The 24,469-nt window shown below is 45.3% G+C and carries 19 protein-coding genes; 10 read left to right on the top strand and 9 right to left on the bottom strand.

From position 1 onward, the window contains the following. Positions 1-267: 267 nt before the first annotated feature. A complete protein-coding gene (locus tag JO154_RS12665) occupies positions 268-1,344 on the bottom strand; it encodes an isoaspartyl peptidase/L-asparaginase family protein (RefSeq protein ID WP_291945958.1) in 1,077 nt (358 codons plus the stop codon). Positions 1,345-1,467: 123 nt separating this feature from the next. Between JO154_RS12665 and JO154_RS12660 the strand changes: the two genes are divergently transcribed. Beyond that, positions 1,468-6,249: a translocation/assembly module TamB domain-containing protein gene (locus JO154_RS12660; RefSeq protein ID WP_291945956.1), complete on the top strand. Its 4,782-nt coding sequence runs from the start codon at positions 1,468-1,470 to the stop codon at positions 6,247-6,249. Between the two features lie 277 nt (positions 6,250-6,526). On the opposite strand, the gene JO154_RS12655 is transcribed toward JO154_RS12660, so the two are convergent. Continuing rightward, entirely contained in the window at positions 6,527-7,729 is a 1,203-nt protein-coding gene (locus tag JO154_RS12655; RefSeq protein WP_291945954.1) for a bifunctional 3,4-dihydroxy-2-butanone-4-phosphate synthase/GTP cyclohydrolase II, read from the bottom strand. 457 nt (positions 7,730-8,186) lie between these two features. Here JO154_RS12655 and JO154_RS12650 point away from each other — a divergent pair, with 457 nt between their 5' ends. Further along, the gene (locus JO154_RS12650) at positions 8,187-11,468 is read left to right on the top strand and encodes a TonB-dependent receptor (RefSeq protein WP_291945952.1); all 3,282 of its coding nucleotides are present in this window, start codon (positions 8,187-8,189) and stop codon (positions 11,466-11,468) included. Between the two features lie 77 nt (positions 11,469-11,545). Here the strand turns inward: JO154_RS12650 and JO154_RS12645 are convergent, their stop codons facing one another. From JO154_RS12645 to JO154_RS12630, 4 genes are all read right to left on the bottom strand, one after another. Then, complete coding sequence (locus JO154_RS12645) at positions 11,546-11,797, bottom strand: hypothetical protein (protein WP_291945950.1); 252 nt, start codon at positions 11,795-11,797, stop codon at positions 11,546-11,548. 63 nt (positions 11,798-11,860) lie between these two features. Further along, entirely contained in the window at positions 11,861-12,115 is a 255-nt protein-coding gene (locus JO154_RS12640; RefSeq protein WP_291945948.1) for a hypothetical protein, read from the bottom strand. Positions 12,116-12,120: 5 nt separating this feature from the next. Continuing rightward, entirely contained in the window at positions 12,121-13,551 is a 1,431-nt protein-coding gene (locus tag JO154_RS12635; protein ID WP_291945947.1) for a radical SAM protein, read from the bottom strand. After that, on the bottom strand, positions 13,544-14,314 hold the full coding sequence (locus JO154_RS12630; RefSeq protein WP_291945944.1) for a prolipoprotein diacylglyceryl transferase family protein: 771 nt from the start codon (positions 14,312-14,314) through the stop codon (positions 13,544-13,546). Before JO154_RS12630 ends, JO154_RS12635 begins: the two co-directional genes overlap by 8 nt. A 91-nt stretch (positions 14,315-14,405) precedes the next feature. Between JO154_RS12630 and JO154_RS12625 the strand changes: the two genes are divergently transcribed. Continuing rightward, complete coding sequence (locus JO154_RS12625; protein ID WP_291945942.1) at positions 14,406-15,860, top strand: OmpA family protein; 1,455 nt, start codon at positions 14,406-14,408, stop codon at positions 15,858-15,860. Here JO154_RS12625 and JO154_RS12620 read toward each other — a convergent pair. Beyond that, positions 15,838-16,608 carry an alpha/beta hydrolase-fold protein gene (locus JO154_RS12620; RefSeq protein ID WP_291945940.1) on the bottom strand — a complete coding sequence of 257 codons (771 nt, stop codon included), beginning with the start codon at positions 16,606-16,608 and terminating at the stop codon, positions 15,838-15,840. The genes JO154_RS12625 and JO154_RS12620 overlap by 23 nt on opposite strands. A 62-nt stretch (positions 16,609-16,670) precedes the next feature. On the opposite strand from JO154_RS12620, the gene JO154_RS12615 reads away from it, so the two are divergent. The 7 genes from JO154_RS12615 to JO154_RS12585 all read left to right on the top strand — a co-directional run bounded on the left by JO154_RS12615 (position 16,671) and on the right by JO154_RS12585 (position 23,163). Continuing rightward, entirely contained in the window at positions 16,671-17,378 is a 708-nt protein-coding gene (locus JO154_RS12615; RefSeq protein ID WP_291945938.1) for an alpha/beta hydrolase-fold protein, read from the top strand. 3 nt (positions 17,379-17,381) lie between these two features. Beyond that, positions 17,382-18,317: a hypothetical protein gene (locus JO154_RS12610; protein ID WP_291945935.1), complete on the top strand. Its 936-nt coding sequence runs from the start codon at positions 17,382-17,384 to the stop codon at positions 18,315-18,317. A 67-nt stretch (positions 18,318-18,384) separates the two neighbouring features. After that, on the top strand, positions 18,385-19,485 hold the full coding sequence (locus JO154_RS12605; RefSeq protein ID WP_291945933.1) for a carboxylate-amine ligase: 1,101 nt from the start codon (positions 18,385-18,387) through the stop codon (positions 19,483-19,485). A 38-nt stretch (positions 19,486-19,523) separates the two neighbouring features. Then, on the top strand, positions 19,524-20,408 hold the full coding sequence (locus JO154_RS12600) for a GMP synthase (RefSeq protein ID WP_291945931.1): 885 nt from the start codon (positions 19,524-19,526) through the stop codon (positions 20,406-20,408). An 11-nt stretch (positions 20,409-20,419) separates the two neighbouring features. Beyond that, positions 20,420-21,628, top strand: a complete 1,209-nt coding sequence (locus JO154_RS12595; protein ID WP_291945929.1) for a hypothetical protein — start codon at positions 20,420-20,422, stop codon at positions 21,626-21,628. A 45-nt stretch (positions 21,629-21,673) separates the two neighbouring features. After that, a complete protein-coding gene (locus tag JO154_RS12590; protein WP_291945927.1) occupies positions 21,674-22,750 on the top strand; it encodes a hypothetical protein in 1,077 nt (358 codons plus the stop codon). 26 nt (positions 22,751-22,776) lie between these two features. Next, complete coding sequence (locus tag JO154_RS12585) at positions 22,777-23,163, top strand: RidA family protein (RefSeq protein ID WP_291945925.1); 387 nt, start codon at positions 22,777-22,779, stop codon at positions 23,161-23,163. 122 nt (positions 23,164-23,285) lie between these two features. Here JO154_RS12585 and JO154_RS12580 read toward each other — a convergent pair whose 3' ends face one another. Continuing rightward, positions 23,286-23,591 carry a rhodanese-like domain-containing protein gene (locus JO154_RS12580; RefSeq protein ID WP_291945923.1) on the bottom strand — a complete coding sequence of 102 codons (306 nt, stop codon included), beginning with the start codon at positions 23,589-23,591 and terminating at the stop codon, positions 23,286-23,288. A 51-nt stretch (positions 23,592-23,642) separates the two neighbouring features. Continuing rightward, the gene (locus JO154_RS12575; protein ID WP_291945920.1) at positions 23,643-24,461 is read right to left on the bottom strand and encodes a PASTA domain-containing protein; all 819 of its coding nucleotides are present in this window, start codon (positions 24,459-24,461) and stop codon (positions 23,643-23,645) included. Positions 24,462-24,469: the final 8 nt, after the last annotated feature.

The following is a 24,469-nucleotide window of genomic DNA, read 5'->3' as shown; positions in this document are numbered from 1 at the left end:
CTAAATGATTGTTGAAAAAAATTGCTCGTTGGCGGGCCTTGGTTGACGATACTTTTATCTTTAATGCATGACGGGACAGCGGGAGCACACAAACATTGCGGGTATCATTTCGGGTAGTGCTGTTACGTTTTTGCGACTTTGGTTCCTTATAACAAGATATTACAAACTATAGCAGCATGGTAGCAGTTGATAAGTTTGTGACAGAAGAATGACAGATACAATATAATAAAAAGGGGCTGACGTATATTTACAGTCAGCCCATATGCATTAATTCTCTTTATAAATACTTACTTCGATTTTGCCGTCGGCAGTTACGCTACCGCGATACATGCCCGCAGTATTGAAAGGCATCGCGATATTACCGTCTTTATCAATCGCGATAAGACCGCCATCACCGCCAAGTTTAGGCACTTGCTTCATAATCATTTCCGCAGCGGCATCTGCTACACTCATATTCTTGTACTCCATGAGATCACTGACAGTTTTTGCCACTACCAATCGGATGAAATATTCGCCCCATCCTGTACAAGAAATAGCGCAAGTGGCATTATTGGCGTAAGTGCCTGCACCAATGATCGGGCTATCTCCTACCCTGCCAAATTTTTTGTTGGTCATACCTCCAGTGGAAGTAGCAGCAGCTAGGTTGCCCTGTTTATCTATCGCCACCGCACCAACGGTACCGAATTTATGATCTTTATTCTCCACCCCTAATTTGGTAGCTGGTTTATGTTGAATAGTGGAATCGTGATCCAACTGCATTTTGGTGGAATCCGCCGCTCGAACTTTCAGCAAAGATTTCCATCTGTCTTCCGTATAAAAATAACTGGGGTCTACAATTTCACATCCGGCCTGCTTCGCAAACTTCTCCGCGCCAGGGCCAAACATCAATACATGCTGCGATTTATCCATGACAGCACGAGCAGCAGTAATCGGATTCTTAACAACCGTTACTCCTGCTACAGCACCCGCCTGTAAGGTTTTTCCATTCATAATGGCGGCATCCATTTCATTGCGCCCCTCATTGGTAAAGACTGCGCCCTTCCCTGCATTGAATAAAGGATTATCCTCCATCACCTTTACGGCGGCTTCTACTGCATCCAGACTACTACCTCCAGATTTCAGAATGGTATAACCTGCCTCCAATGCCTTAGTAAGTCCTGCTTTGTAAGCAGCTTCTTTTTCTGGGGTCATCTGGGATTTCAGAATGGTCCCCGCCCCTCCGTGAATAACCAACATATAACGTGTTTTCTGTGTTGCGGAATCCCTCTCCACCCCACTGGCTGCCATCAATGAGCCGGAACCCATCACCAGGGCGGCAAATGGTAATATCAGTCGCTTGAACATTTTGTGAACTTTTGGTATAAATTTAGAAGATATTTCTGCTTCTTGCTGCATGCTGATAGCAACTATTAATTATTTTTGCCGGATAAACTTAGCCGCCTGAAAAAAATACGGAAAATATTATCGGTGATTCTACTGTGTTTGTTAGGCCTCATCATTTTGATCGGAGTATTGGTAAACATTCCTTTTGTCCAGAACTTCCTGGTACATGAGGCTACCAACAGATTGTCCGAACAATTGAATACAAGGGTGGAAATCAAACATGTGAATATCCGGCTATTCAACAGCCTGGATCTAGAAGGCGCGCTCATTGAAGATCAGCATAAAGACACGCTCATCTATGCCGGCAAGCTACAGTTAAGGATTACAGACTGGTTCTTCTTCCAGGATAAACCTGTTATCAAATTCATAGGACTGGAAAATGCACAAGTAAACTTGCTCCGTCCCCGCAACGACTCCGTATGGAACTATGCTTTTATTTCGGATGCGTTCGGCTCTGCTCCAAGTAAAACACCCAAACAGAATACCGGCATCTCCCTAGATCTCAAAAAAATCGACCTGCGCAACATCCGCATCAATCAAATAGATCAATGGGTCGGCGAAGATATGCGCGGCTATGCCAAACGTATTTACCTGGATGCCAAAAGTCTGGACCTGAAAAAACATAATGTCGATATCCAGGAAATTTCCCTGGACCAACCCAGCTTTATCCTCAGTAGCTATAGCTCTTCCCCACTCCGTAAAAAACGGCCTAGAGCCAATACGCCTGTAACCTACGATAGCACCCAGCTTCGCTGGAACGGCGCCAACTGGAAACTGCTGGTAAAAGAACTCACAATCAAAAACGGATTATTCGGCGTGGATAACCCGGAAGACACTACGAAAATCGAAGATGGCTATTTTGCACCCCATCATATCCGCTTCGGAGATATTAACCTGTCACTCACTAATACCAGTATCTTCAAAGACAGTATCATCGGCGACCTTTCCCTCACCACCCGCGAACGCTGTGGCTTTGAGGTGAAAAAACTGACCAGTAGGTTTAAAATGTCGCCCGTGGAAATGGAGTTTTCCCACCTGGACCTCGAGACCAATCGTAGCCATATCGGTGATTACTATACCATGCAGTACAGTGACTTCGACGATATGAGCGATTATATCGACCTGGTATACATGCGGGCCAATTTCAAGAACTGTAAAGTTTCCTCAGATGATATCGCCTACTTCGCGCCTCCGCTCTCCTCTTGGAAAAAGGAAATTACCATCAACGGAAACGCCCGTGGCCCTGTCAGCAACCTAAAAGCTTCCGATGTAGAACTGGAAGCCGGCAATACCACTCGCCTCAAAGGCTCCCTGGAAATGCGCGGATTGCCAGACATCAATGAAACATTCATCGATTTCCATACAGACGACCTGGTGACCACCGGCACGGATGTTATGCAGATCATGCCCCTCGTGAAAGATGTAACCGCCAATGTACGCATAGACCGACTCACGAATATCCGATTTAAAGGAAGCTATACAGGTTTCATCAACGACTTCGTGGCCTATGGCCAGTTCCAAACGAACCTCGGCCAGGTGACGTCCGACTTGAACTTTAAAACCAACCGCGATGTACCGGTATACTCCGGTAGTCTGACTACAAATAATTTCGACCTGGGTAGCCTGCTCAATATCCCCGACCTCCAAGAAGCGACCTTGAATGCCCGCGTAAACGGGGCCGGGTTTAACTTCAAAACCCTCAAAGCTTCCTTGGATGCAGATGTACAGAGTATTTCCCTCTACGGTTACAAATACCAGAATATCCGCACCAAAGGAGAAATGAACCGGAAATTCTTTAATGGCGCCCTCACCGCCAACGATCCTAACCTGGATATGGACTTCTCCGGGACAATCGACTTTAACGAGAAACTCCCCGTTTTTAAATTCAATTCTGAAATCCGGAAAAGTGACCTGAAAGCGCTACACCTGGTAAATGATTCTATTACCCTGCAAGCCAAACTGGACTTGAACTTCGCCGGTAGCAATATCGATAACTTCGAAGGGGTGGCCAGGATGTACGACGTTTCTGTGTTTAAAGATAAAAGTCGCCTAGAATTTGACTCCCTCGCTATCAGCGCACATACCGATGTAGATCAGAAAACCCTTCTGATCAATGGTAGTGAAGTGGATGGATATGTAAAAGGGAAATACAGCTTCCTCGAACTGCCAGATGCCTTCCAATTCCTGTTGTACCGCTACTACCCTAGCTATTTCAAAGCGCCGGTGAACAGTAAAATCCAGGAAGACTTCCAATTCCATTTCCAGTTTGGCAACATTGCCAAACTCATCAAAGGATTTACCACCGCCGTAACCGGTTTCGATAATTCCACAGTGGAAGGCTCTCTCAATACCACTTCCGGCAACCTGGCCTTAAACGTACAAGTACCAGAAGCCAGCATCATGGGATATCATCTACAGGACTTACAAATCAAAGGGGATGGTAATGCCCACAAGGTGAATCTAAGCAGTACCGTAGGTAAGGTACTGAATGGAAGCAATGTCGTTTTACAAAACCCATTGATTCTAGCCTCTTCCTCCAATGATACTTCTTACATCAAAATGGATATGCAGGCTGAAGACACCAGTAGCTTGGATGGCTTCTATGCCCGTGTCGTCACCGTACAGGAAGGCATAAAGGTGAATTTCCTCAATAGTGCCTTTACCGTGAATGAACGCCAATGGAATGTAACGCCAGGTAATGAGATTTACTGGAGTAAGCATTTCCTGACAGTGAAAAATCTGCGTGTTACCCGCAACGATCAAAGCATCACAGTAGAAACAAACGAATTCAATCCGGATGAATCCAGGTTTATCATCACCTTGAAAAACCTGAACCTCGCAGATGTGATACCTAGTCAACTGGTAGCTACGCGGATTGAAGGTGTCACCGATGGTACTATTAATATATCTGATCCTACCCAAAACCTAGATATCAATACTTCGCTGCGTACCCGAGATTTGCGGATAGACAACGATTCCATAGGATTGGTAACCTTCGAGGGTAGCTATCTGCAACATACCGGCGTGGTAAATTTCTCTGTACAGTCGGATAATACAGGTATGAACTTCATGGCCCAAGGCCGTGTGGGCACTTCCAAAAGTGACAAAGGGCTAGACGCCGTTATCAACCTGGGTGGCGCTAATATCAATCTACTCAATAAATACCTGGCGGGTTATGTACATGATCTTACCGGCTCCGTATCTGGTAGCCTGAATATTTCAGGAACCACTGATCTACCATCTGTGGTGGGTAAACTGGCGCTTGACACCGTAGGCGTTACCGTAGATTACCTGGGTACCCGTTATCGGATACCTAAGCTGAATGTGAATGTAGACGACAACCTGATTGAATTCGGTAGCTTCACTGTTATTGATAAATACAACACAAAAGGGACCGCCAACGGCTATATCAGCCATGATCACTTCGATAAACTCAATTTCGACTTTGATGTAACGGGTCGTAAATTCCTTTTCCTTAATACCACGGCGCATGATAATGACCTATTTTACGGGGATGTCATCGCTGATGGAAAGGTTTATTTCTCCGGGCCGCTGAATGATTTACAGTTGCACGTATTAGCAAGACCGATCCGCGGAACACATTTCTATCTCCCAATATCCGACAGTAAAGACATTGGCAAGTATGATTACATTACTTTCAAAACATACGGTACAGAGATAAAAGAAAACAAGAAAAAGAAAGACAATACCAAACTAACCGTAAAGCTAGACATCGCCGCCAATCCGGATGCACAGATTGATGTGATTTTGGATGCTACAACGGGAGACATCATTTCCGCCAACGGAACGGGTAATCTGCAAATCATTGCTAATACAGACGGTGATTTCAATATGTTCGGCAACTATGAAATCAGTAATGGTTCCTATAACTTCACCTTCCAACGTGTTACTAGCTGGAAATTTGACATTGAGAAAAACAGTAGCATCAGTTGGAATGGAGATCCCCGTGAAGCCAAGATGAATATCACCGCCAAGTACTCACTCCCTAAAGTGAGCTTGTACAACCTGGTAGGTCAGGCAGCCACCCTCGCTGCGAACGACAAACTCGCTACCCGTCAGGAGAAAGTGGATGTATTGATCAACCTGCGCGGCGCCCTCATGAAACCAGACATCACCTATTCCATTGAACTCCCCGAAGTAGGCACCATGTCTTATGAGAGCGGCGTAGCAGCTAAACTGAAAGAAATCAACAACGACCAGAACAAAGCCCTCTTACAGATATACGGATTGCTCATCGCCAACCAATTCCTGCCGGATGATGCCGGTGGTGGCGCCAATGTGGGCATCACTGGTAAAAACAGCGTGGGACAAGCGATTTCCGCACAGGCATCTGCTATCCTTAATAATATAACCGGCGCCTTGCTCAAAGGAAGCGGTATAGGCATCAATGTAAACTATCGCGCTTATAACGTAGGCGGATTACCGGATAATTCCTCTGTAGATCGTAACCAGGTAAGTGCCGGTGTCACCAGTACCTTATTTAATAACCGCTTCCGACTGTATGCAGGTGGAGATTACGACTGGGGTAAAACAGCTACCTCTGCTAGCTCCAACCGTTTTGCAGGCGACTTCCGCATCGAATACCTACTGACGCCGGATGGTCGTTTCCGTATCAATGCCTTCAGTAAATCTGATTACGACGTATATAACCTGAACAACCGTACGAAATCAGGTTTGGGTATTTCCTACGTGAGAGAGTATGACCGGTTCCTGGAGTTATTCAATCGCAACAAGGCCTTACGCGCTAAGCCACGGCCGGATAGTACCCGCCATCATATAGTAGATAGTAGCGGCATAAAACTGGTGCCTCCACCAGATAGCACGAAGAAGTCTTCTGATCAATAATAATACAAGTAAAAATCTCCCGGCTGTCACCCAGTCCTAGAATCGATTCAACATAATCGCATTTCCTGCGGTGGCAATTCGCGCAAAGCAAAATTCTCCCGGCTGTCACCCAGTCCTAAAGTCGATTCAACATAATCGCATTTCCTGCGGTGGCAATTCGCGCAAAGCAAAATTCTCCCGGCTGTCGCCCCTGCCCGGCGGGCAGGGGCGACGAAAACAAAAAGGGAATGACGTCGCAGACGTCATTCCCTTTACATAATATAATATGGTATAAAAATTATCCTTTCAGGATTTCATGTCCGAGTTTATCTCTTTTAGTACGGAGATAATTCTCGTTATGCGGATTCGGATGAATTTCAATAGGAACGTTTTCCACTATTTCCAGTCCATAACCTAGCAAGCCAGCGCGTTTGCGCGGGTTATTGGTAATAAGGCGCAGTTTGCAGATATTCAGATGACGAAGGATTTGTGCCCCTACGCCATAATCGCGTTCATCCATTTTGAAACCAAGTTCCAGATTGGCTTCTACGGTATCGCGGCCTTCTTCCTGGAGTTTGTATGCTTTCAGTTTATTCATGAGGCCGATGCCACGTCCTTCCTGGTTCATGTACAGGATCAGTCCTTTTCCTTCTTTCTCCACCATTTTCATGGCAGCAGCTAATTGCTCACCACAGTCGCAGCGCAGAGAGTGCAGGATATCGCCGGTTACACAGGAAGAGTGTACGCGTACCAGTACGGGTTCACCTTTTTCCCATTCCCCTTTTTTCAGCGCCATATGGATTTCGCCGGTGTTCACCTGTTTGAAGGCGATCAGTTCGAAGTTGCCGTATTTGGTAGGCATTTGAACGCTAACGCCTTCTTCAATCAGGGTTTCCTGGTTGAGGAGGTAAGAGATCAGATCTTTAATGGAGATCAGTTTCATATCGAACTTGGTAGCGATTTCGCGGAGTTCAGGAAGTCGGGCCATGGTGCCATCTTCATTCATGATTTCCACGAGTACGCCTGCGGGCTCAAAACCTGCGAGGCGGGCTAGGTCGATAGCAGCTTCGGTATGACCTGAGCGGCGGAGTACGCCACCTGATCTAGCTTTCAGGGGGAAGATATGACCTGGTTTACCAAGATCTTCCGGTTTGGTGGCCGGATCGATCAGGGCTTGAATGGTTTTAGCCCTGTCGTGTGCAGAGATACCGGTGGTGCAACCATGTCCGAGCAAGTCTACAGAAACGGTAAAGGGTGTTTGATGAAGAGCAGTATTGTCCCTTACCATCAATTCGAGGCCGAGTTCTTCACAGCGTTCTTCCACGAGGGGAGCGCAAATGAGGCCGCGGCCATGGATGCTCATAAAGTTGATGATTTCAGGAGTAACGTTGCGGGCAGCAGTGATGAAATCTCCCTCATTTTCGCGGTCCTCATCGTCCACTACAATTACCAGCTTTCCGTTTTTTATATCTTCTATTGCAGCTTCTATTGTATCTAACATAAAATAGTTCTTCGAAGTAATAATTGAATGGCGCAAAGTTACGACAATTAAACATGGAAAACTGGACCATGTGATCTCGGTTTCTCTGTTAAAATTATGTTGCAGCTATGTTAATTACGCACTATTAAATTAACATATATTTTACTGACTTAAAATAAGTTGCCCGAAACAAACTAAACCGCTAAAGGTTCAGTGTTTACAGCGATTCCAGTTATTAACAATAAGGTAAATTTGACAGCCGCGAAATTTTAGCAGAAATATTTGGTAAATGTCCTACGAATAATTCTTTTAATAAAAAGCTTCAAATTTTTTTTAGCCCCTTTCAATTTTCAGCAAGGCTCTTAACAATTTGTTAATACAGAGTTAAAATTTAACCATGAGAATTGCTCATCTTTGCGCCATGAATCAAAATTCTCAAATCATGGGATTAAGAAAATTATTATTAACATTTTCTTTAATGCTTCTTGCCTTTGTCAGCTTTGGTCAGGTTACGACCTCTAGCATCACGGGTAGGATTAAGGATGACAAGGGCGAAGGATTGATCGGCGCCACTGTAAAAGCTACACACGTTCCTTCTGGTACAGTGTACGGTACAGTTACTAGAACCGATGGTAACTACACCATTCCGGGCATGCGTATCGGCGGCCCTTACAAGGTAGAAATATCTTTCATCGGTTTCACAACGATCACTATGGAAGGTATCAGCCTCAACCTGGGCGAACCTTTCGTTATCAACCAGACAATGACCTCTGGTAAAGAATTGAAAACTGTAAATGTAGTAGGTAGCAAATCTGCAAGTTTAAACCAAAACAAAACGGGCGCATCAACTGTAGTAGGCCTCCGTCAATTACAAACTCTTCCTACTGTAACTAGAAACATCACTGACTTTACCCGCCTCACTCCTCAGGCAAATGGTAACGGTTTTGGTGGCCGTGATGGTCGTCTGAACAACCTGCAAGTAGATGGTGCCAACCTGAACAACAACTTCGGTCTGAGCAGTGACCCAACACCAGGTGGTGGTGCATCTCCTATTTCTCTGGACGCTTATGATCAAATCTCTGTTAATATCGCTCCTTATGATGTAAGACAATCAGGTTTTACTGGTGCTGGTATTAATGCTGTTACCAAAAGTGGTACTAACGACTTCCATGGTAGCGTTTATGGTTACTATCGTGACCAGAGCTTCAACGGTACTAAAGTACACGATAACACCCTGACACTGCCTAAGAGCGAAAATAAAATATTCGGTGGTACCCTCGGTGGCGCTATTGTTAAGAATAAATTGTTCTTCTTCGTGAGCGGTGAGTATGAGAAATCTTCTGCTCCTGGTGTAACCTGGCAGCCAACTCCTTCAGGTTTCACTGGTACACGTCCTGCAAATATGTCTGCTACTTCTGCTGACTCTCTGCAGAAACTGTCTGATTTCCTGAAATCTAAATATGGTTATGATCCAGGAAGCTTCAATAACTTCCCTGCATTTGAAACCAAAAACCATAAGATCCTCGCGAAAGTTGACTGGAATATCAACAGCATTCACAAACTGACCCTGAAATATTCTGATTTCAAAGGTTCTGACAACAGCATGCTGAACTTAAGCTCCATTCCTAACTCAACAACTGGTAACGCATTTGTACTGGGTGGTGGTGCTTCAGGTATCTCTCGTCTGCCAAACAACCGTTTCAGCAACCAGTCTATGGGCTTTGCTAATTCTAACTATGGTACTAACCACTGGGTGAAATCCGGTAGCTTGGAATTAAACTCTGCATTCTCTAACAGAATGTCTAACCAGTTCATCGTTACTTACACTAAGAACCAGGATACCCGTTTCTCAATGGGCAATCCATTCCCAACTGTAGATATCTTCGATGGTACCGGCAAAAACTATATCAGCTTTGGTACTGATCCATTCACCCGCAACAACGATGTTATCAATAATATCTTCAACATTACTGATAACTTCACCCTGTACAAAGGTGATCATACCTTCACTGCTGGTATCTCTTACGAATACCAGAAATTAGGTAACATGTTCATGCCTGGTTCTTCCAGCTATTATATCTATAATACCCTGGCTGACTTCATGAACAATGCAACTCCTGCTTTCTACGCAAATACCTATACCCTGGTACCAGGCGATTCTTCTGTATTCTCTGCTAACCTGAAAATCGCTCAACTGGGCGCTTACGTACAGGATGAGTGGAACGTTAAACCTAACTTCAAATTGACTGTAGGTTTACGCGCTGATCTGCCTATCTACCCACAACAACCGCTGGAAAACCCAGCTATCACTGCACTGTCTTTCCCTGACAAAGATGGTAACATGACTCACTTCTCTACTGGTAAATGGCCTAACAGCAAACTGATGCTGTCTCCAAGAGTTGGTTTCAGATGGGATGTAATGGGTGATAAATCCCTGATCGTTCGTGGTGGAACCGGTATCTTCACTGGTAAAATTCCTTTCGTATACCTGACCAACATGCCTACCAACTCTGGTATGTATCAGAACCAGGTTGTACTGAACAAAGCTGCTGATCTGGCTGGAATCACTTTCAATCCAAATGCAAGCGCTTACCTGAATAAATTCCCTACTGCTCCTTCTCCTGTAGCACCTTCAGGCTTTACCCTGATCGATCCTAAATTCAAATTCCCTCAGATTTGGAGATCTAACCTAGGTATCGATAAAGCACTTGGTGGTGGTTTCACCGCTACTTTCGAGGCGATGTTTACCAAAGACATCAACGCGGTTGTTATGCGTAACCCGAACCTGCTGGAACCAACCAAACAACTGAATGCTAACGGTGATAACCGTCCTTGGTATGGTGTACTGGCTAACCAGTCAGATAAATACCTGAATAAAGGTCAGACTACTGTTGTTATCATGGAGAACACCAACAAAGGGTACTCTATGTCTTTCACCGGTCAACTGAGCAAAACCTTCTCTAACGGTCTGTATGGTTCCGTAGCTTATACTTACACTAACGCTAAAGACGTAACTGGTAACCCAGGTAACCAGGCAGCTTCTATCTGGCAGTCTAACCCTAACGTGGGTACTTCCAACTCCCTGGAACTCGGACCTTCTCAGTACGCTATGCCTCACCGTGTAGTTGCGAACGTTTCTTACAGAAAAGAGTATGCTAAGCACTTCGCTTCTACCCTGTCTCTGTTCTACGAAGGTTCTAACCTCTCTACCGTTAGCTACGTTATCAATGGTGATATCAACGGTGACGGTAACAGCTCTGCTGACCTGATGTACATCTACAAAACTGGTGCTGATGTGAACTTCACTCAGTTCACTTACAACGCTGGTAAACCTGATGCAAGAGTGTTCACTGTTGCTGATCAACAAGCAGCTTATGACCAATTCATCAGCAGCAGCAAATACCTAAAAAAACACAAAGGCCAATACGCTGACAGAAATGGCGCCGTTCTCCCTTGGTACAACAGACTGGATGCCCGCTTCCTGCAGGACTTCTACCTGACTACCAAAGGTGGTACCCGTCATACCCTGCAATTCAGCGTAGACATGCTGAACCTGCCTAACCTCCTGAACAAAAACTGGGGCGTAAGACAGCAGACTACTGTAACTAACCCACTGGTTAGTAAAGGTGTAAATGCAAACGGCGTGGTTACTTACCAAATGGCTAACGTAGGTGCTAACCTGGTAAACAATGCTTACCAGAATAACATTTCTAACCTGAGCACTTGGGGTATGCAACTGGGTCTGAGATATTCTTTCTAAGATTTATTTCAATCTCCATAAAAAAAGCGGCTGTATCAAGTGATACAGCCGCTTTTCGTTTATAGCCACTACGATAATTAGTGAAAATTCATCCCAGACATCACCGCGCCACAGATAGATAACCCAATCAACAACATTAACCCCATACTCAATGCCATGGCTTTTGCCGCATCCGCCTTACCCATAATCGCCAGTATGATCATAGTAAAAAAATAAATAGGTATCAACGCCAATCCCATAATTGCCGCGGATGCCAATCCATCCTCTCCACCAACAAGACCCAATAACAACGCTATTCCCAGCGGGATGCCGGTCATATAACATGTCATCTTCCAGAAATTATTCATAAACTTTAAATTTTATATTGGGAGATAATAACCATTGCTGTCTGCCTACATTATTCCCAGCAGCCCCAAAAAAGAGAACCCTATCAACAATAAAATTCCTACACTCCATCCCATAGCTTGGGCTATTTCCTTCTTTCGCAGGAATGCCAGTATGAGCGCTCCAAGGATATATGAAGGTATCACTACCTCCGCCAGTATTGCCGTTGCTATCAGCCCTTCCAACTCCTTGGTAGAAATGAAAATCACAGCTAAGCCTAGCGGTATTCCGGTCATCAAAACAACCATCCTAAAAATATACATAGGCTTTATGATTTTATATCGGGAGATACCATCCGCTTTGGGCCACCCATTTCCATCTGCAATGCTTTCAGGTATTCCTCTTTGTCGTCCCTGTAAAACAGGTTCATGGTCTCAAATGGAATAATGCGCCCATCTTTATGTACAATGTGTACGCAAGACTTCTTAATCGCCCTGACATCAAAATCATAAGCATCAATAAAACGCATAATCACTATCCGGAATAGGTTGGTATAATCCAGTCCGGGCGCTTGTATCTGCGGCAAGCAACATAATAACGACTGCATATCATTGACAGCGGCATCAGTGGAAATCCCCGTGCTGAAGATCTTCAGCACATGCTGATGCAAACGCTCGTCTTGTTCATATACAATCGTATTTTTTCCGTTATTCAGCAAAACCGCCGGATCTACATAACGGGTGAGCGGAAAGACCTCCCCGTCAATTTTCAGGGCATACGCCATCGCCAATGCATCCGGGTTACAAGGAACCGGAATAATATCATTCGGCTGCCAGATGGGCGACTGCTCCAATATCCGCTGACGTACTTCCGTTAACGTTATACGATCGGTAGCAGGATCAAAATCATCCGTACGGCCCGCCACCTGTACCGGCTGGAATGTAACGCCACGCACACAACGCTGCTTCAGGGCATAATCAATAATAGCCCCCATCTCATCTTCATTTTGCCCTTTCTGGAGCGTAACCACCAGTGTTGTACTGAGGTTTACTTCATTCAGGTTTTCCAGCGCCTGTTTGCGTATATCCGTCAAATCCTTACCACGCATACGTTCCAGCACTTCCGGTCGGAAAGAATCGAATTGTAAGTAGATCTCAAAATTAGGCATATAGGTAGCCAGGCGGGCAGTGAATTCCTTGTCTTTCGCAATACGAATACCATTGGTATTGACCATCAGATGTCGTATAGGCTTACGTTTGGCAATATCCAATATCTCGAAGAACTGAGGATGCAGCGTCGGTTCTCCTCCACTCAATTGTACCACATCCGGTTGCCCCTCATTGGCAACGATGATATCCAACATCTGCTCGATCTCCTCCAATGTACGATGACGGCCATAATGCGGACTGGACATTGCATAACAGGTAGGACAGGTGAGATTACATCTGTCTGTCAGTTCAATAACACTCAAACAAGAATGCTGTTCATGATCCTGGCATAATCCGCAATCATAAGGGCATCCGTAATGCGTATTGGTATTGGTTTTTAAAGGTGCTTCAGAAGGTTTGTTGTAGTTACGGGTATTTTTGTAATACTCAATATCCGTCGCAATCAGTACTTTTTCCATTCCATGTTCCGGACAGCGTTTTACCATAAACACTTTTCCGTCTTCGAAGATCACTTTGGCATCTGCTCTGCGTAAACAAGTACTGCAAATGCTCAATGTGAAATCATAATAGGTGTAATTTTTTTCAGGCATAATGGCGTTTTTCAATGAGTCGGCCCGGTATAATGAAATCCGGGAGATAATATAGTAATCCCAGCAAACAGGCTATCTGTATAGATCCTATACCAATAGAAAACCTGTAACCGGGTTTTATGAAATCGAGTAAGAAACGGAATAATAAATAAGCAACCATGAACAGCTTAAATCGCGCCCCCTGAACCAATACTACCTTTCTATCCAGCAATGCCAGCGAAATCCACAACAGTCCGAGGAATAAGATTTCGTATAGGGCTACAGGATGTCGGAGGTACTGATCGCCGAGGTACATGCCCCATGGCTGCGTAGTAGGCAAACCATAGGTTTCTTCGTACACGCCCATGCTAAAGCACCCGATACGTCCTATCATCATGGCAAGTATCAGCGGATAAACAAATAAATCACCGGTGGATCGGGTTTCTTTTATCAGCTTTTTGGTGAGCTCTACACCTGCGAGTCCTCCGAGAAGGCCGCCCACTATGGTTTTGCTAGCATAGACGTAGAGTAAGATATTATGGGCAGACGCGAGTTCGGGTGGGTTTTCCAGTGCCCCCAACAATCGGCTGCCGAAGAGTGCGCCAAAAATAGCTCCTATAATAGCCCAGATGCGATTGGACGGAGTAACCGCGTCTCCCTGACGCTTCTTCAGCAATAAAAAGAATCTGAAACCGATGAACATACCCAAGGTTTCCGTCAGTGCATGAAGGGGCAAATGGGTTGATCCAATTGGAAGAGTTACTGGAAACTGCAAGGTTTTCAAGTTTTTACGAATTTAATATTTATCTTAAAATCCGAGCCGCTGTTAAAATAAAACCGGATTTTGTCACGTTTAGACGCTAATCAGTACCCTTATGAAATCTATCCTTACCACGTTGTTGTTGTTTTGCATCTGTACGAGCGTATCTGCACAAAATCTGCTTCCCAATCCCGGTTTCAATGAAGTTAACATTTGCATCGAATATGCCGCCAGATGTGCGCCAAGAGCCTGGTATCCCACCGCCCCCTTTTTCAGTAAAGTTATCTATGATGGGGAAACCGCGTCTGACAATCATTCCATTACCCTGATCATGGAAAACCGCGCCAATACCAGCTTTCGGCCTTATTATAAAACGCAGTTGCTCAATCCATTACGGAAAGGTACCCGTTATCAACTGGAAGTATTCTGGCTCAATACATCAAATGCATCAACTTTCCTTGACATAAAACTGGATACCACTGAAACCTTCCAGGACATTCCAGTACAACTGGCCGCTACGCCTACTATCCATCTCACCAAATCCACTCCCGATAAACCAAAGGAAGGATGGATAAAATCAACGGCCACCTTCACGGCAGCAGATAATTATGCCTACCTCGTAATGGGGAATTTCAGTGCACCTTCTTCTCCTAAAAATGCCCGCGACCTCTATTGCTATATTGATAGTATTGCCATCACGCCCTTAGACGGCCAGGCCTACAACGCCACTATGGCCGATAGTATCCGTAAACTCCTGTACAACGACCGCTGGCGGCATTCCTATGCACGTCCCAGCACCTCTTTGTACCAAGCCGCTCTCAAACCCAAGCTGCAACTACCTTTGCGGGTAATTCAGCATAGCGGTAAATGTGATACAGTGACCATCTCCCCCGAATTTTTCAGAAGCAATCGTAAAGATATCAATCACGTATATGCAGATCAGTTAGGACGCGTGTTCACGGTAAAGCCTGAGGATGTCAAAGAGAAAATCTTCATATCGGGTTACTCTTACTTGAAAGCCAATCCCCAGTATAACGAGATTATCGCCACTGATCGGGCCAATGAAGTGGCAAAATACCTGGTCTATAACCGGGGGTTCAGCTTTGATGACTTTGTGATAAAAGGATATACGCATCCGCGCCCTGGAATGGACTCTATAGAAACCGTGGAAATCATTAGCTGCCAACCGGCTAAAGAAGAATCAGTACCTGTTGCTAAAACAGATACCCTCGTTATTCCGGATATTCTTTTCAAGTTCGACAGCAGCGCATTGAATCAACACCTTTATGCCTCGTTAGATAGCGTTCTTCGCCATATCCCAGACATTCCTGGCATACAACTGGCCATCACCGGTCATACGGATAATAAAGGAACAGTACTGTATAATATGGACCTGAGTATGCGCAGAGCAGCCTCTGTAGCGGCTTATGTGCGACAAAAACATCCACAAACCGCGATCACCGCTATTAACGGGATGGGAGAATCCATACCAGTAGCAGATAACAGCACCAGTCAGGGTAGGCAGAAAAACAGAAGAGTGGAGATTATTATTTTCTATCCGGACCATTGAAAAAAGGCAACAACAACATGGCCGTCAGGGCTTTTTCCCAGGTGATAGCATCGTGTCTGCCCCCGGCAATTTCATAATACCACAGGTCTTTATCCATTTCATATCCTTTGGATAACAACTCTTGGATCAGATCTTTGGTATCATCAATGCTGTCTATGATGCCATTCCCGTTACGATCAGCGGTTTCATCTTCGGTGCCACATTGGAAGAAAAACTGTAATCCAGGTTGATAGGCACTTTGGCGGATCAATCGGTGCATGATACGGTTATTGGCATCGCTGTAATCGGGGCCCAGTGGCACATCTCGCCACCAAAGGGAGCCAGAACATACGCCAGCAAAGGAAAAAATATCCGGATGGTGCCAAACGATATCCAGGGCGGACAAACCTCCCAGGGAAAAGCCTGCAAAGGCCACTGGTAAGGGTTTCCAATCAGGAAAACGATTATAGAGGGCGGGAAGTAAAACGGTATTGATAAACGTAGTATAGGCGCCGGCTTTAGCGCCATCTCCGTTGTAATCGGGTTGAGATGCGATGCCGTATTCTTGCAATCGCGCTGGACCTGCATGAATAGCCACAACCGCCACTGGCAATCGTAGGTTATCCAATAATGCAGCCATATCCATTTTCCGAACTTCTTGTCCGTCATTCAACAGCAGCAATGTTTTCGGCTGTTCGCTGAACTGGTAAATATCCAGGAGCACCTCCCGGTCCAGTCCGGGTGCATAAACGAAATCATTCCAGATCATAAATTGAAGGTACGCATATTCAATTCGCGAAACATTTTTTAAATTTAGACAAAGCTTGCACCGTGATTGAAAATTTCTATAAATGGCATTCCCCCAACATAGACCAGGAATTTGAAATGTTGGTGTTCGGGCATGCTGGCTATCCGCTCCTATTGTTTCCTACCTCCATGGGTAGATATTATGAAAGTAAAGACAGAGGCCTCATAGAGGCTATCAGTTGGTTTATTGACGAAGGAATTGTTCGGGTATATTGCCCGGATAGTTATGACACGAGTAGTTGGTACAACAAAGACATCACACCCGCTGAAAGAGCGTATAACCATCAACGTTATGACAAACTCCTGCTGGAAGAAATATATCCGAGGATGACTACCGAAACAGGCCATACCCGGGTTATCACTGCTGGTTGCAGTTTCGGCGGATTTCATGCCACCTCTTTTGCATTTCGTCATCCGGAAATTGTATCTTATCTTTTCTCCCTCAGCGGCATTTTTGATATAAAATCCAGGCTGGATGGCTATTATGACGATCAAGTCTATTATAGTAATCCCGTGGATTTTATACGCGACAATCAACACGAAGCCCTCTGGCGTATGGGTATCATTCTCGGCGTCGCCGACAACGATGTTACCCGCACACAGAATGAAAATATGTCTGGCATACTGACCAGGAAGGATATCAACCATTGGCTGGATATACGTCCGGAAAGTACCCACGACTGGCCAGCATGGCGTAATATGCTTCCTCGCTATCTCTCATTAATCAGGTAACACATGAAAAAGATTGGCATCCTGTTCGGACAGGAAAATACCTTTCCACAAGCATTCGTAGACGCTATTAACCGGAAAAATCCGCCGGGAATATTCGCAGAATTTGTCACCATCGACAAAGTATTACAGGGAGAAGCGGCTGGATATGCTGTGATCATAGACCGTATTTCCCAGGATGTACCCTTCTACCGGGCTTATCTAAAAAATGCCGCCGCTTCTGGAACCGCCGTTATCAACAACCCGTTCTGGTGGAGCGCCGACGATAAATTTTTCAATAACGCCCTCGCAGAAAAAATTGGTGTACGCGTGCCCAGAACCGCACTGCTCCCCTCTTTTCAGTTGCCGGACAATACCTCCGATAAATCATTTCGCAATTTGATTTACCCCCTCAGTTGGAATGCCATCTTCGACTATGTAGGCTTTCCTGCCTACCTCAAACCCTTTGATGGCGGCGGTTGGAAGAACGTATTCCGATTGAACGACAAACAAGAGTTTTACAATATCCACCAGGAAACAGGTCAATTAGTCATGATGTTGCAGGAGGAGATCGATTTCACTTCCTACTACCGTTGTTACTGTATTGGCGGGAAACATGTGCATATTATGCCCTACAATCCCCGTCATCAGCATCACGAGCGTTACCATGCTGATTTCGACACGCCCCAGGCTGTGTTGGATGAAATTACCCGGGATACGTTGGCATTGAACCAACACCTGGGATACGATTTCAATACCGTGGAATTTGCCGTCAGAGGGGATGTACCTTATGCAATCGACTTTTGCAATCCTGCTCCCGATGCCGATATTCACTCCATTGGAAAAAAGAATTTCGAATGGATCGTGGAAATAAGCGCCGAATATGCCATAGAAAGAGCCATCGCACAGGAACCCGGAAAAGACAACCTCACTTGGGGAAAATTTATCCATCCTGATAAATAGAAAAAAATTACACCCGATTGATTTCCCGACATACATTTGTATAAATTAAAAACGATAGGAGCACTTTATGTACAATGCGTTCACAGTGGGTATAGAAGAAGAATACATGGTGATGGACCCCGTAACCAGGGAGTTGAGATCGCATGAACAAAAAATTGTGGAACATGCCCACAAGGTTATCCGCGACCAGGTGAAAGCAGAATTTCACCAGGCAGTAGTGGAAGTAGGCACCCGCGTTTGTAATAATATCCACGATGCCCGCGAAGATGTAGCCCTCCTGCGTAAAACCATCGCGCAGATTGCCGGGGATCTTGGCTTCAGCATCGGCGCTTCCGGGACTCACCCTTTCAGCCACTGGCAACAGCAATTGATTACGGATAATCCCCGCTATTTCGAAATCGTCAACGAAATGCAGGATGCCGCACGCTCCAATCTCATTTTTGGCCTGCACGTACATGTAGGCATGGAAAGTCGGGATATGGCACTACACATCGCTAATTCCGTTAGGTATTTCCTACCGCATATATTTGCATTAAGCACCAACAGCCCTTTCTGGGAAGGCCGGAATACCGGTTTTAAATCCTTCCGCACAAAGGTTTTTGATAAATTCCCTCGTACCGGTATCCCGGATTACTTTAGCAGCATTGAAGAATACGATCGTTATATCCAGCTCCTGGTGAAAACCAACTGTATAGACAATGCCAAAAAAGTATGGTGGGACCTGCGCGTACATCCTTTCTTCAACACCGTGGAATTCCGGATCTGTGATGTGCCTTTAACCCTAGACGATACCATCACCATTGCTGGATTGTTCCAAGCCGTATGTGCTAAGATCTATAAGCTCCGCATGCAGAACTTGAACTTCATTATCTATAACCGGGCTCTCGTCAACGAAAATAAATGGCGGGCTTCCCGTTATGGCATCGAGGGCAACCTAATCGATTTCGGTAAGGAAATGGAAGTGAATGCCAGGGCACTCATCTTTGAACTGCTCGACTTCATTGACGATGTGGTAGATGACTTAGGCAGCCGGGAAATTCTCAGTGCCACCGCCCGCATCCTCGAAAATGGAACTGGCGCCGATAGGCAACTGAAAGTGTACCAAGATACCCAAGACCTCGTTGCAGTAACCGATTTCATTCAGCAACAATTTCTTGCGAACTGCTAATTCCAGGATTCCTCCCATGATATTTGTAATTTTGCAGCATGCGCACCATTAAAATAGCCGTGCTGGATATGTACGAAGGCGTACCGAACGAGGGTATGCGCTGTATCCGGGAGATATTGCTGAAATATGCAGAGATGCACTCGCTCAATCTGCTTTTTGATGAATTTGAGGTAAGACTACAGCAACAGGTACCAGATACATCCTACGATATTTATATCTCCACTGGCGGCCCTGGAAGTCCGGTCGATAGTGAAGGTAGCGACTGGGAAAAGGCTTATTTCCACCTCGTGGAAAACCTGATGGCATGGAATAAAACACATGAACAGAAAAAGCCTGTGCTTTTTATCTGTCACTCCTACCAGATCATGTGCCGCTATTACAAGCTAGGGAATGTTTGCAAGCGCAAATCCCCTGCCTTCGGCGTTTTCCCCGTACATAAAACTGCTGCGGGCATGCAGGAAAAAGTATTCTCCGCATTGCCTGATCCTTTTTACATTGTGGACAGCCGCAACTGGCAAGTAATAGAACTCAATGAAGAGAACCTAGCCGCCATGGGCGCCAAAGTACTCGCCATTGAAAAAGAACGTCCGCACGTTCCGTTGGAACGCGCCACCATGGCCATCCGGTTCAATGAACATTTCATAGGAACCCAGTTCCATCCCGAAGCAGATGCCGCTGGTATGCACATGTACCTGTTACAAGACGAAAAGAAAGAACAGGTCATCGCCCATCACGGTATTGAAAAGTATGAAAGCATGCTTACCCAGCTCACCGATCCGGATAAAATCATGCTGACACACGACCGCTTCATCACCGCATTCCTGGATTATGCCATCTATGGTGCGCTCAGTGAGCGATTGGCCACCATCGAACGACTGGTACAGGTAGCGGCCCATAATGATAACGAAAACACATTCTTCTAAGCTATTTTACTATGATTCCTTCCGTAAGAAAAGCCTATAACGAAAAGTTCACCACAACGGCATATCACCATTTCTTACAGGGAATGGCCGAAGAAGCCGGTGTAGCCCCCGCATTCAGAGTGGCTGAAACGCCTGTATTTGTTCCCGGCGACCTGACAGCCAAGCTAGTACAGGCTTGCGAAGAAGTAGTGAATGTAATACTGCGGCCCGATTTCAAAACACTGACGGAAGAAGCCATTCCTCCAGCCCTCAAAGTGCCTGGAGAAAATGACCATCCGCACTTCATTGTGATCGATTTCGCCGTTACCCGCAACGAAGCCGGCGAACTGGAACCACAACTGATAGAACTGCAAGGCTTCCCTACCATGAACGCCTTCCAGCAGGTGATGGCCAAACAGTTTAGGAATCATTTTGAAATCCCTCAGGAACTCAATAACTATTTCAACGGTCTGGATGACGATAGCTATTATCAGCTCCTACGGGAGATGATCATCGGCGATCTTCCACCGGAAGAAGTCATTCTATTGGAAGTAAAACCGGAAGAACAGAAAACCAAAATCGATTTTTACAGCACCGAAAAATACCTGGGGATTCGTGCCGTGTGCATTACAGACCTGGTACAGGAAGGCAATCACCTTTTCTATCGTAAAGATGGCGTACTCACACCTGTAAAACGCATCTATAACCGCATTATCTTCGACGATCTGCAACGTCAGCAATCCACCTTGGGCGAGCATGTAAATCTCTTCCAAGACTTAGATGTAGAGTGGATTACGCATCCAAACTGGTTTTATCGGATCAGTAAGTATACTATGCCTTTGTTGCACAGTGATTATGTGCCTAAAAGCTGGTTTCTGCATCAACTGCCGGTAATTCCGACCGATCTAGAGAATTATGTACTGAAACCTTTGTTTTCCTTTGCAGGCCAGGGCGTGAAGATTGATGTAACAGCAGAAGATATCAATGCGATCAAAGATCCGGAAAACTGGATATTGCAGCATCGGGTACAATATGCACCTGTTATCGTAACGCCAGATGGTAATGCAATCTGTGAAATTCGCATGATCTATATCTGGCCAGATGGTGCGGCCCGACCTATGCTCGTGCATAACCTGTCCCGCATCAGTAAGGGCAGAATGATTGGAGTGGGCTTCAACAGTAATGATACCTGGGTAGGTGGCAGTTGCTGTTTCTTTGAAGCTATTCCGGCAGCTACGTAAATAACCTGCGTACCTGCACCCTATTTTTGATCCAAATCCCTATGTATGTTTAGTAACCTTGCCATCGATGTTGCCCTGGGGCTGATATTCATTTATCTCCTATATTCTCTGTTCGTCACTATCTTACAGGAAATGATCGCGCGCGCCTTTGGCCTGCGGTCACGTATCTTGTCGAAAGCGCTACGACGCATGTTGGATGAAGATACTCATGCAAATGACCTGGGAAAATTCGGAAAATTCACGTTTTTTACCTGGTTTTACGAAAAAGGATGGAGTATTGTCCACTATTTCAATCCATTTGCCGATGCTCCCATATTGAAAAAATTCTACGACTCTCCTTCCATTCATTACTTAGGAGAAAATACCGCCGCATCCAGGCCGGCGTATATCAGTCCGACTATCTTTTCTCAAACGATTGTGCACCTGTTGCGAACCAGTACTACTGCCAAGAGCAGTGATACGGAAACGATCCAGGCCGCGCTGGAAGAAAACAGCCTGCAATTAGGCCAACATACGGTATCGCATATACGAAATTTGTTTGCAGATGCAGGTGAAGATATTCCTCAGTTCAGGATACAATTAGAATCCTGGTTCAATGAAACCATGTCTAGGGCCAGCAGTTGGTATCGCAAGCATTGCCAGACCTGGCTATTGATCATTGGCTTCTTCATTGCCGGTATCTTCAACGTAGATACCATCGCGATTGCCAGGATTTTGATGAAAGATAAAACAGTACGACAGGAAATGGTGCAATTGGCCAGCAGTAGAAGCGATGCCTTTTATCCCATGGTAGACACGTTGCAACAACATCAACTATTTTATAAAGACAGTGCTTTCTTGCGTCAAGATACGAGTGTAAAGGCATTTGTGGCGGATACGGCTGTAGTGGCCGTATATGGCATGTTGCGCAGAGATGCGGCAGAGGCGCGCAATGTGTTGGGCATTCACCGGGATTTTGCTGTAGGGAGACTCGGACTCTCACACCCGCTGCAGGCAAACATCTGGTTGGTATTGGCAGGTTGGTTTATGACTGCCATGGCCATTTCCCTAGGGGCTCCGTTCTGGTTTGATCTATTAGGGAAGGTGGTGAAATTTCGGAATACGCCAGCCGACAGTAAATAATTATCTTTATCACAAATATTAGCTGTATGACTCGTACCAATTATTCCTCCGGAGCCACCTGGGAAGACAAAGTAGGTTATTCCAGAGCAGTGAGAACCGGAAATGTTATTGAAGTATCAGGTACCGTTGCAGAAGATGAAGGGAAAGTGGTGGCAGAGGGTAACGCGTATGAACAAACGAAATTTATTCTCGCCAAAATCGAAGCGGTATTAATTAGGGCGGGCGCCACTTTACATGATGTGGTAAGAACCAGGATGTTTGTGACGGATATCAGTCGCTGGGAAGAATTTGGCCGTGCTCATGGCGAGTTCTTCAAAAGTATCAAACCCGCTACTACCATGGTGGAGGTCAGCAAACTGATTGATCCCCGCTATTTGGTGGAAATAGAAGCTACCGCAATAGTAAAATCATAATAAAAGAAGCTGTATCAAAAAAGGGGAAATTGACATCTGTGACGTCAATTTCCCCTTTTTTTGTCGGCAAGAGCATTTTGCTGCTCCCGGAATTATCTCGATAAAAATATCAAAAACACGGATTAACCGTAGATTTCTCTCCATTTCAGCATACCGCCGGCCAGGTTCAACACATTGGTGAAGCCTTGTGTTTCCAGTGACATAGCTGCTTGTCCGCTGCGGTTACCACTGCGGCAGTAAACGATTACTTCTTTACCTTCCAGTCCTTCCAGTTCATCGATTTGCATCATCTGGATTTGACCCAATGGCACATGAATGCCGCCAATATTGAATTCAGCGCGTTCGTGTGGTTCTCTTACATCCACCAGTGTCAGTTGCTCACCAGCATCCAGACGTGCTTTTAATTCTTCAGCAGTTATGTTTTGCATACTTTTCTTTTTTAATGATTGTTGATTACCAGTAAAATTAACCAATTTTTCCTACTCACCCGCAGGAGGCTGCTGTGCAGCTCCAGAACTATCTTTCACCGGTTTGGTAGCAGATAGGTAGAGATCTACGGCTTCCCCAGCTCTTACCATATTGAAATCCCCGATTTCGTTCTTACGGGTAGGATACTGCTTGTAAATGTAGGCATTCAGGGTATCTGATACATTTGGATCGATAATTACTGAACCTGGGTTTAGATTGCTGGCGCTCAGGATTTCCTTTGCTTCTGCATAAGTCAGACCGATAAAATCAGGTACTGGGTTCTCCACGCTTCCTCTACCACTACTGAGAATCAGGGTGATATTGGTTCCTTCCGCCACCATGGTACCGGGTTTCAGTGTTTTGCCATTTAGGAGCTGTTGCAACACCGTATTGGTAGCGAAATCCGGTTTATAGATAGTATCCCCTACATTCAGGCGCAGACTTTTCAGCATCATTTCCGCACTACGGAAGGTAAGTCCTTCTAAGTCCGGCATAGCCACCATTGGGGCTACGGTTTTATTGACGGTCAGGTGGATGGTTCTACCCATTTTCACTTCCGCCCCTTTATCGGGCGTTTGGGCCCATACTGCCAGTGGCGGAATACTATCGATAAAAATAGAATCTCTCACTTCTGCATCAAATCCAGCAGCTTCCAGTTTGGCAATAGCATTTTTAACATTCAAACCTTTTACATCAGGCACTGTGAGCTGTTTACCATGTTTGGTAATGATAGGCAGCATCGTAAAGAAGATGACAGCCAACAGGAAAAACATGGCAATCACCGCCACCACATTGACTACAAAAGATCGTTTAGTAATAAAATCAAACACAGTTTATT

The sequence above is a fragment of the Chitinophaga sp. genome (genome assembly GCF_019236475.1).
In the GTDB taxonomy this organism is placed as follows: Bacteria; Bacteroidota; Bacteroidia; order Chitinophagales; family Chitinophagaceae; genus Chitinophaga.
This window is presented reverse-complemented; position numbering and strand designations above follow the sequence as displayed.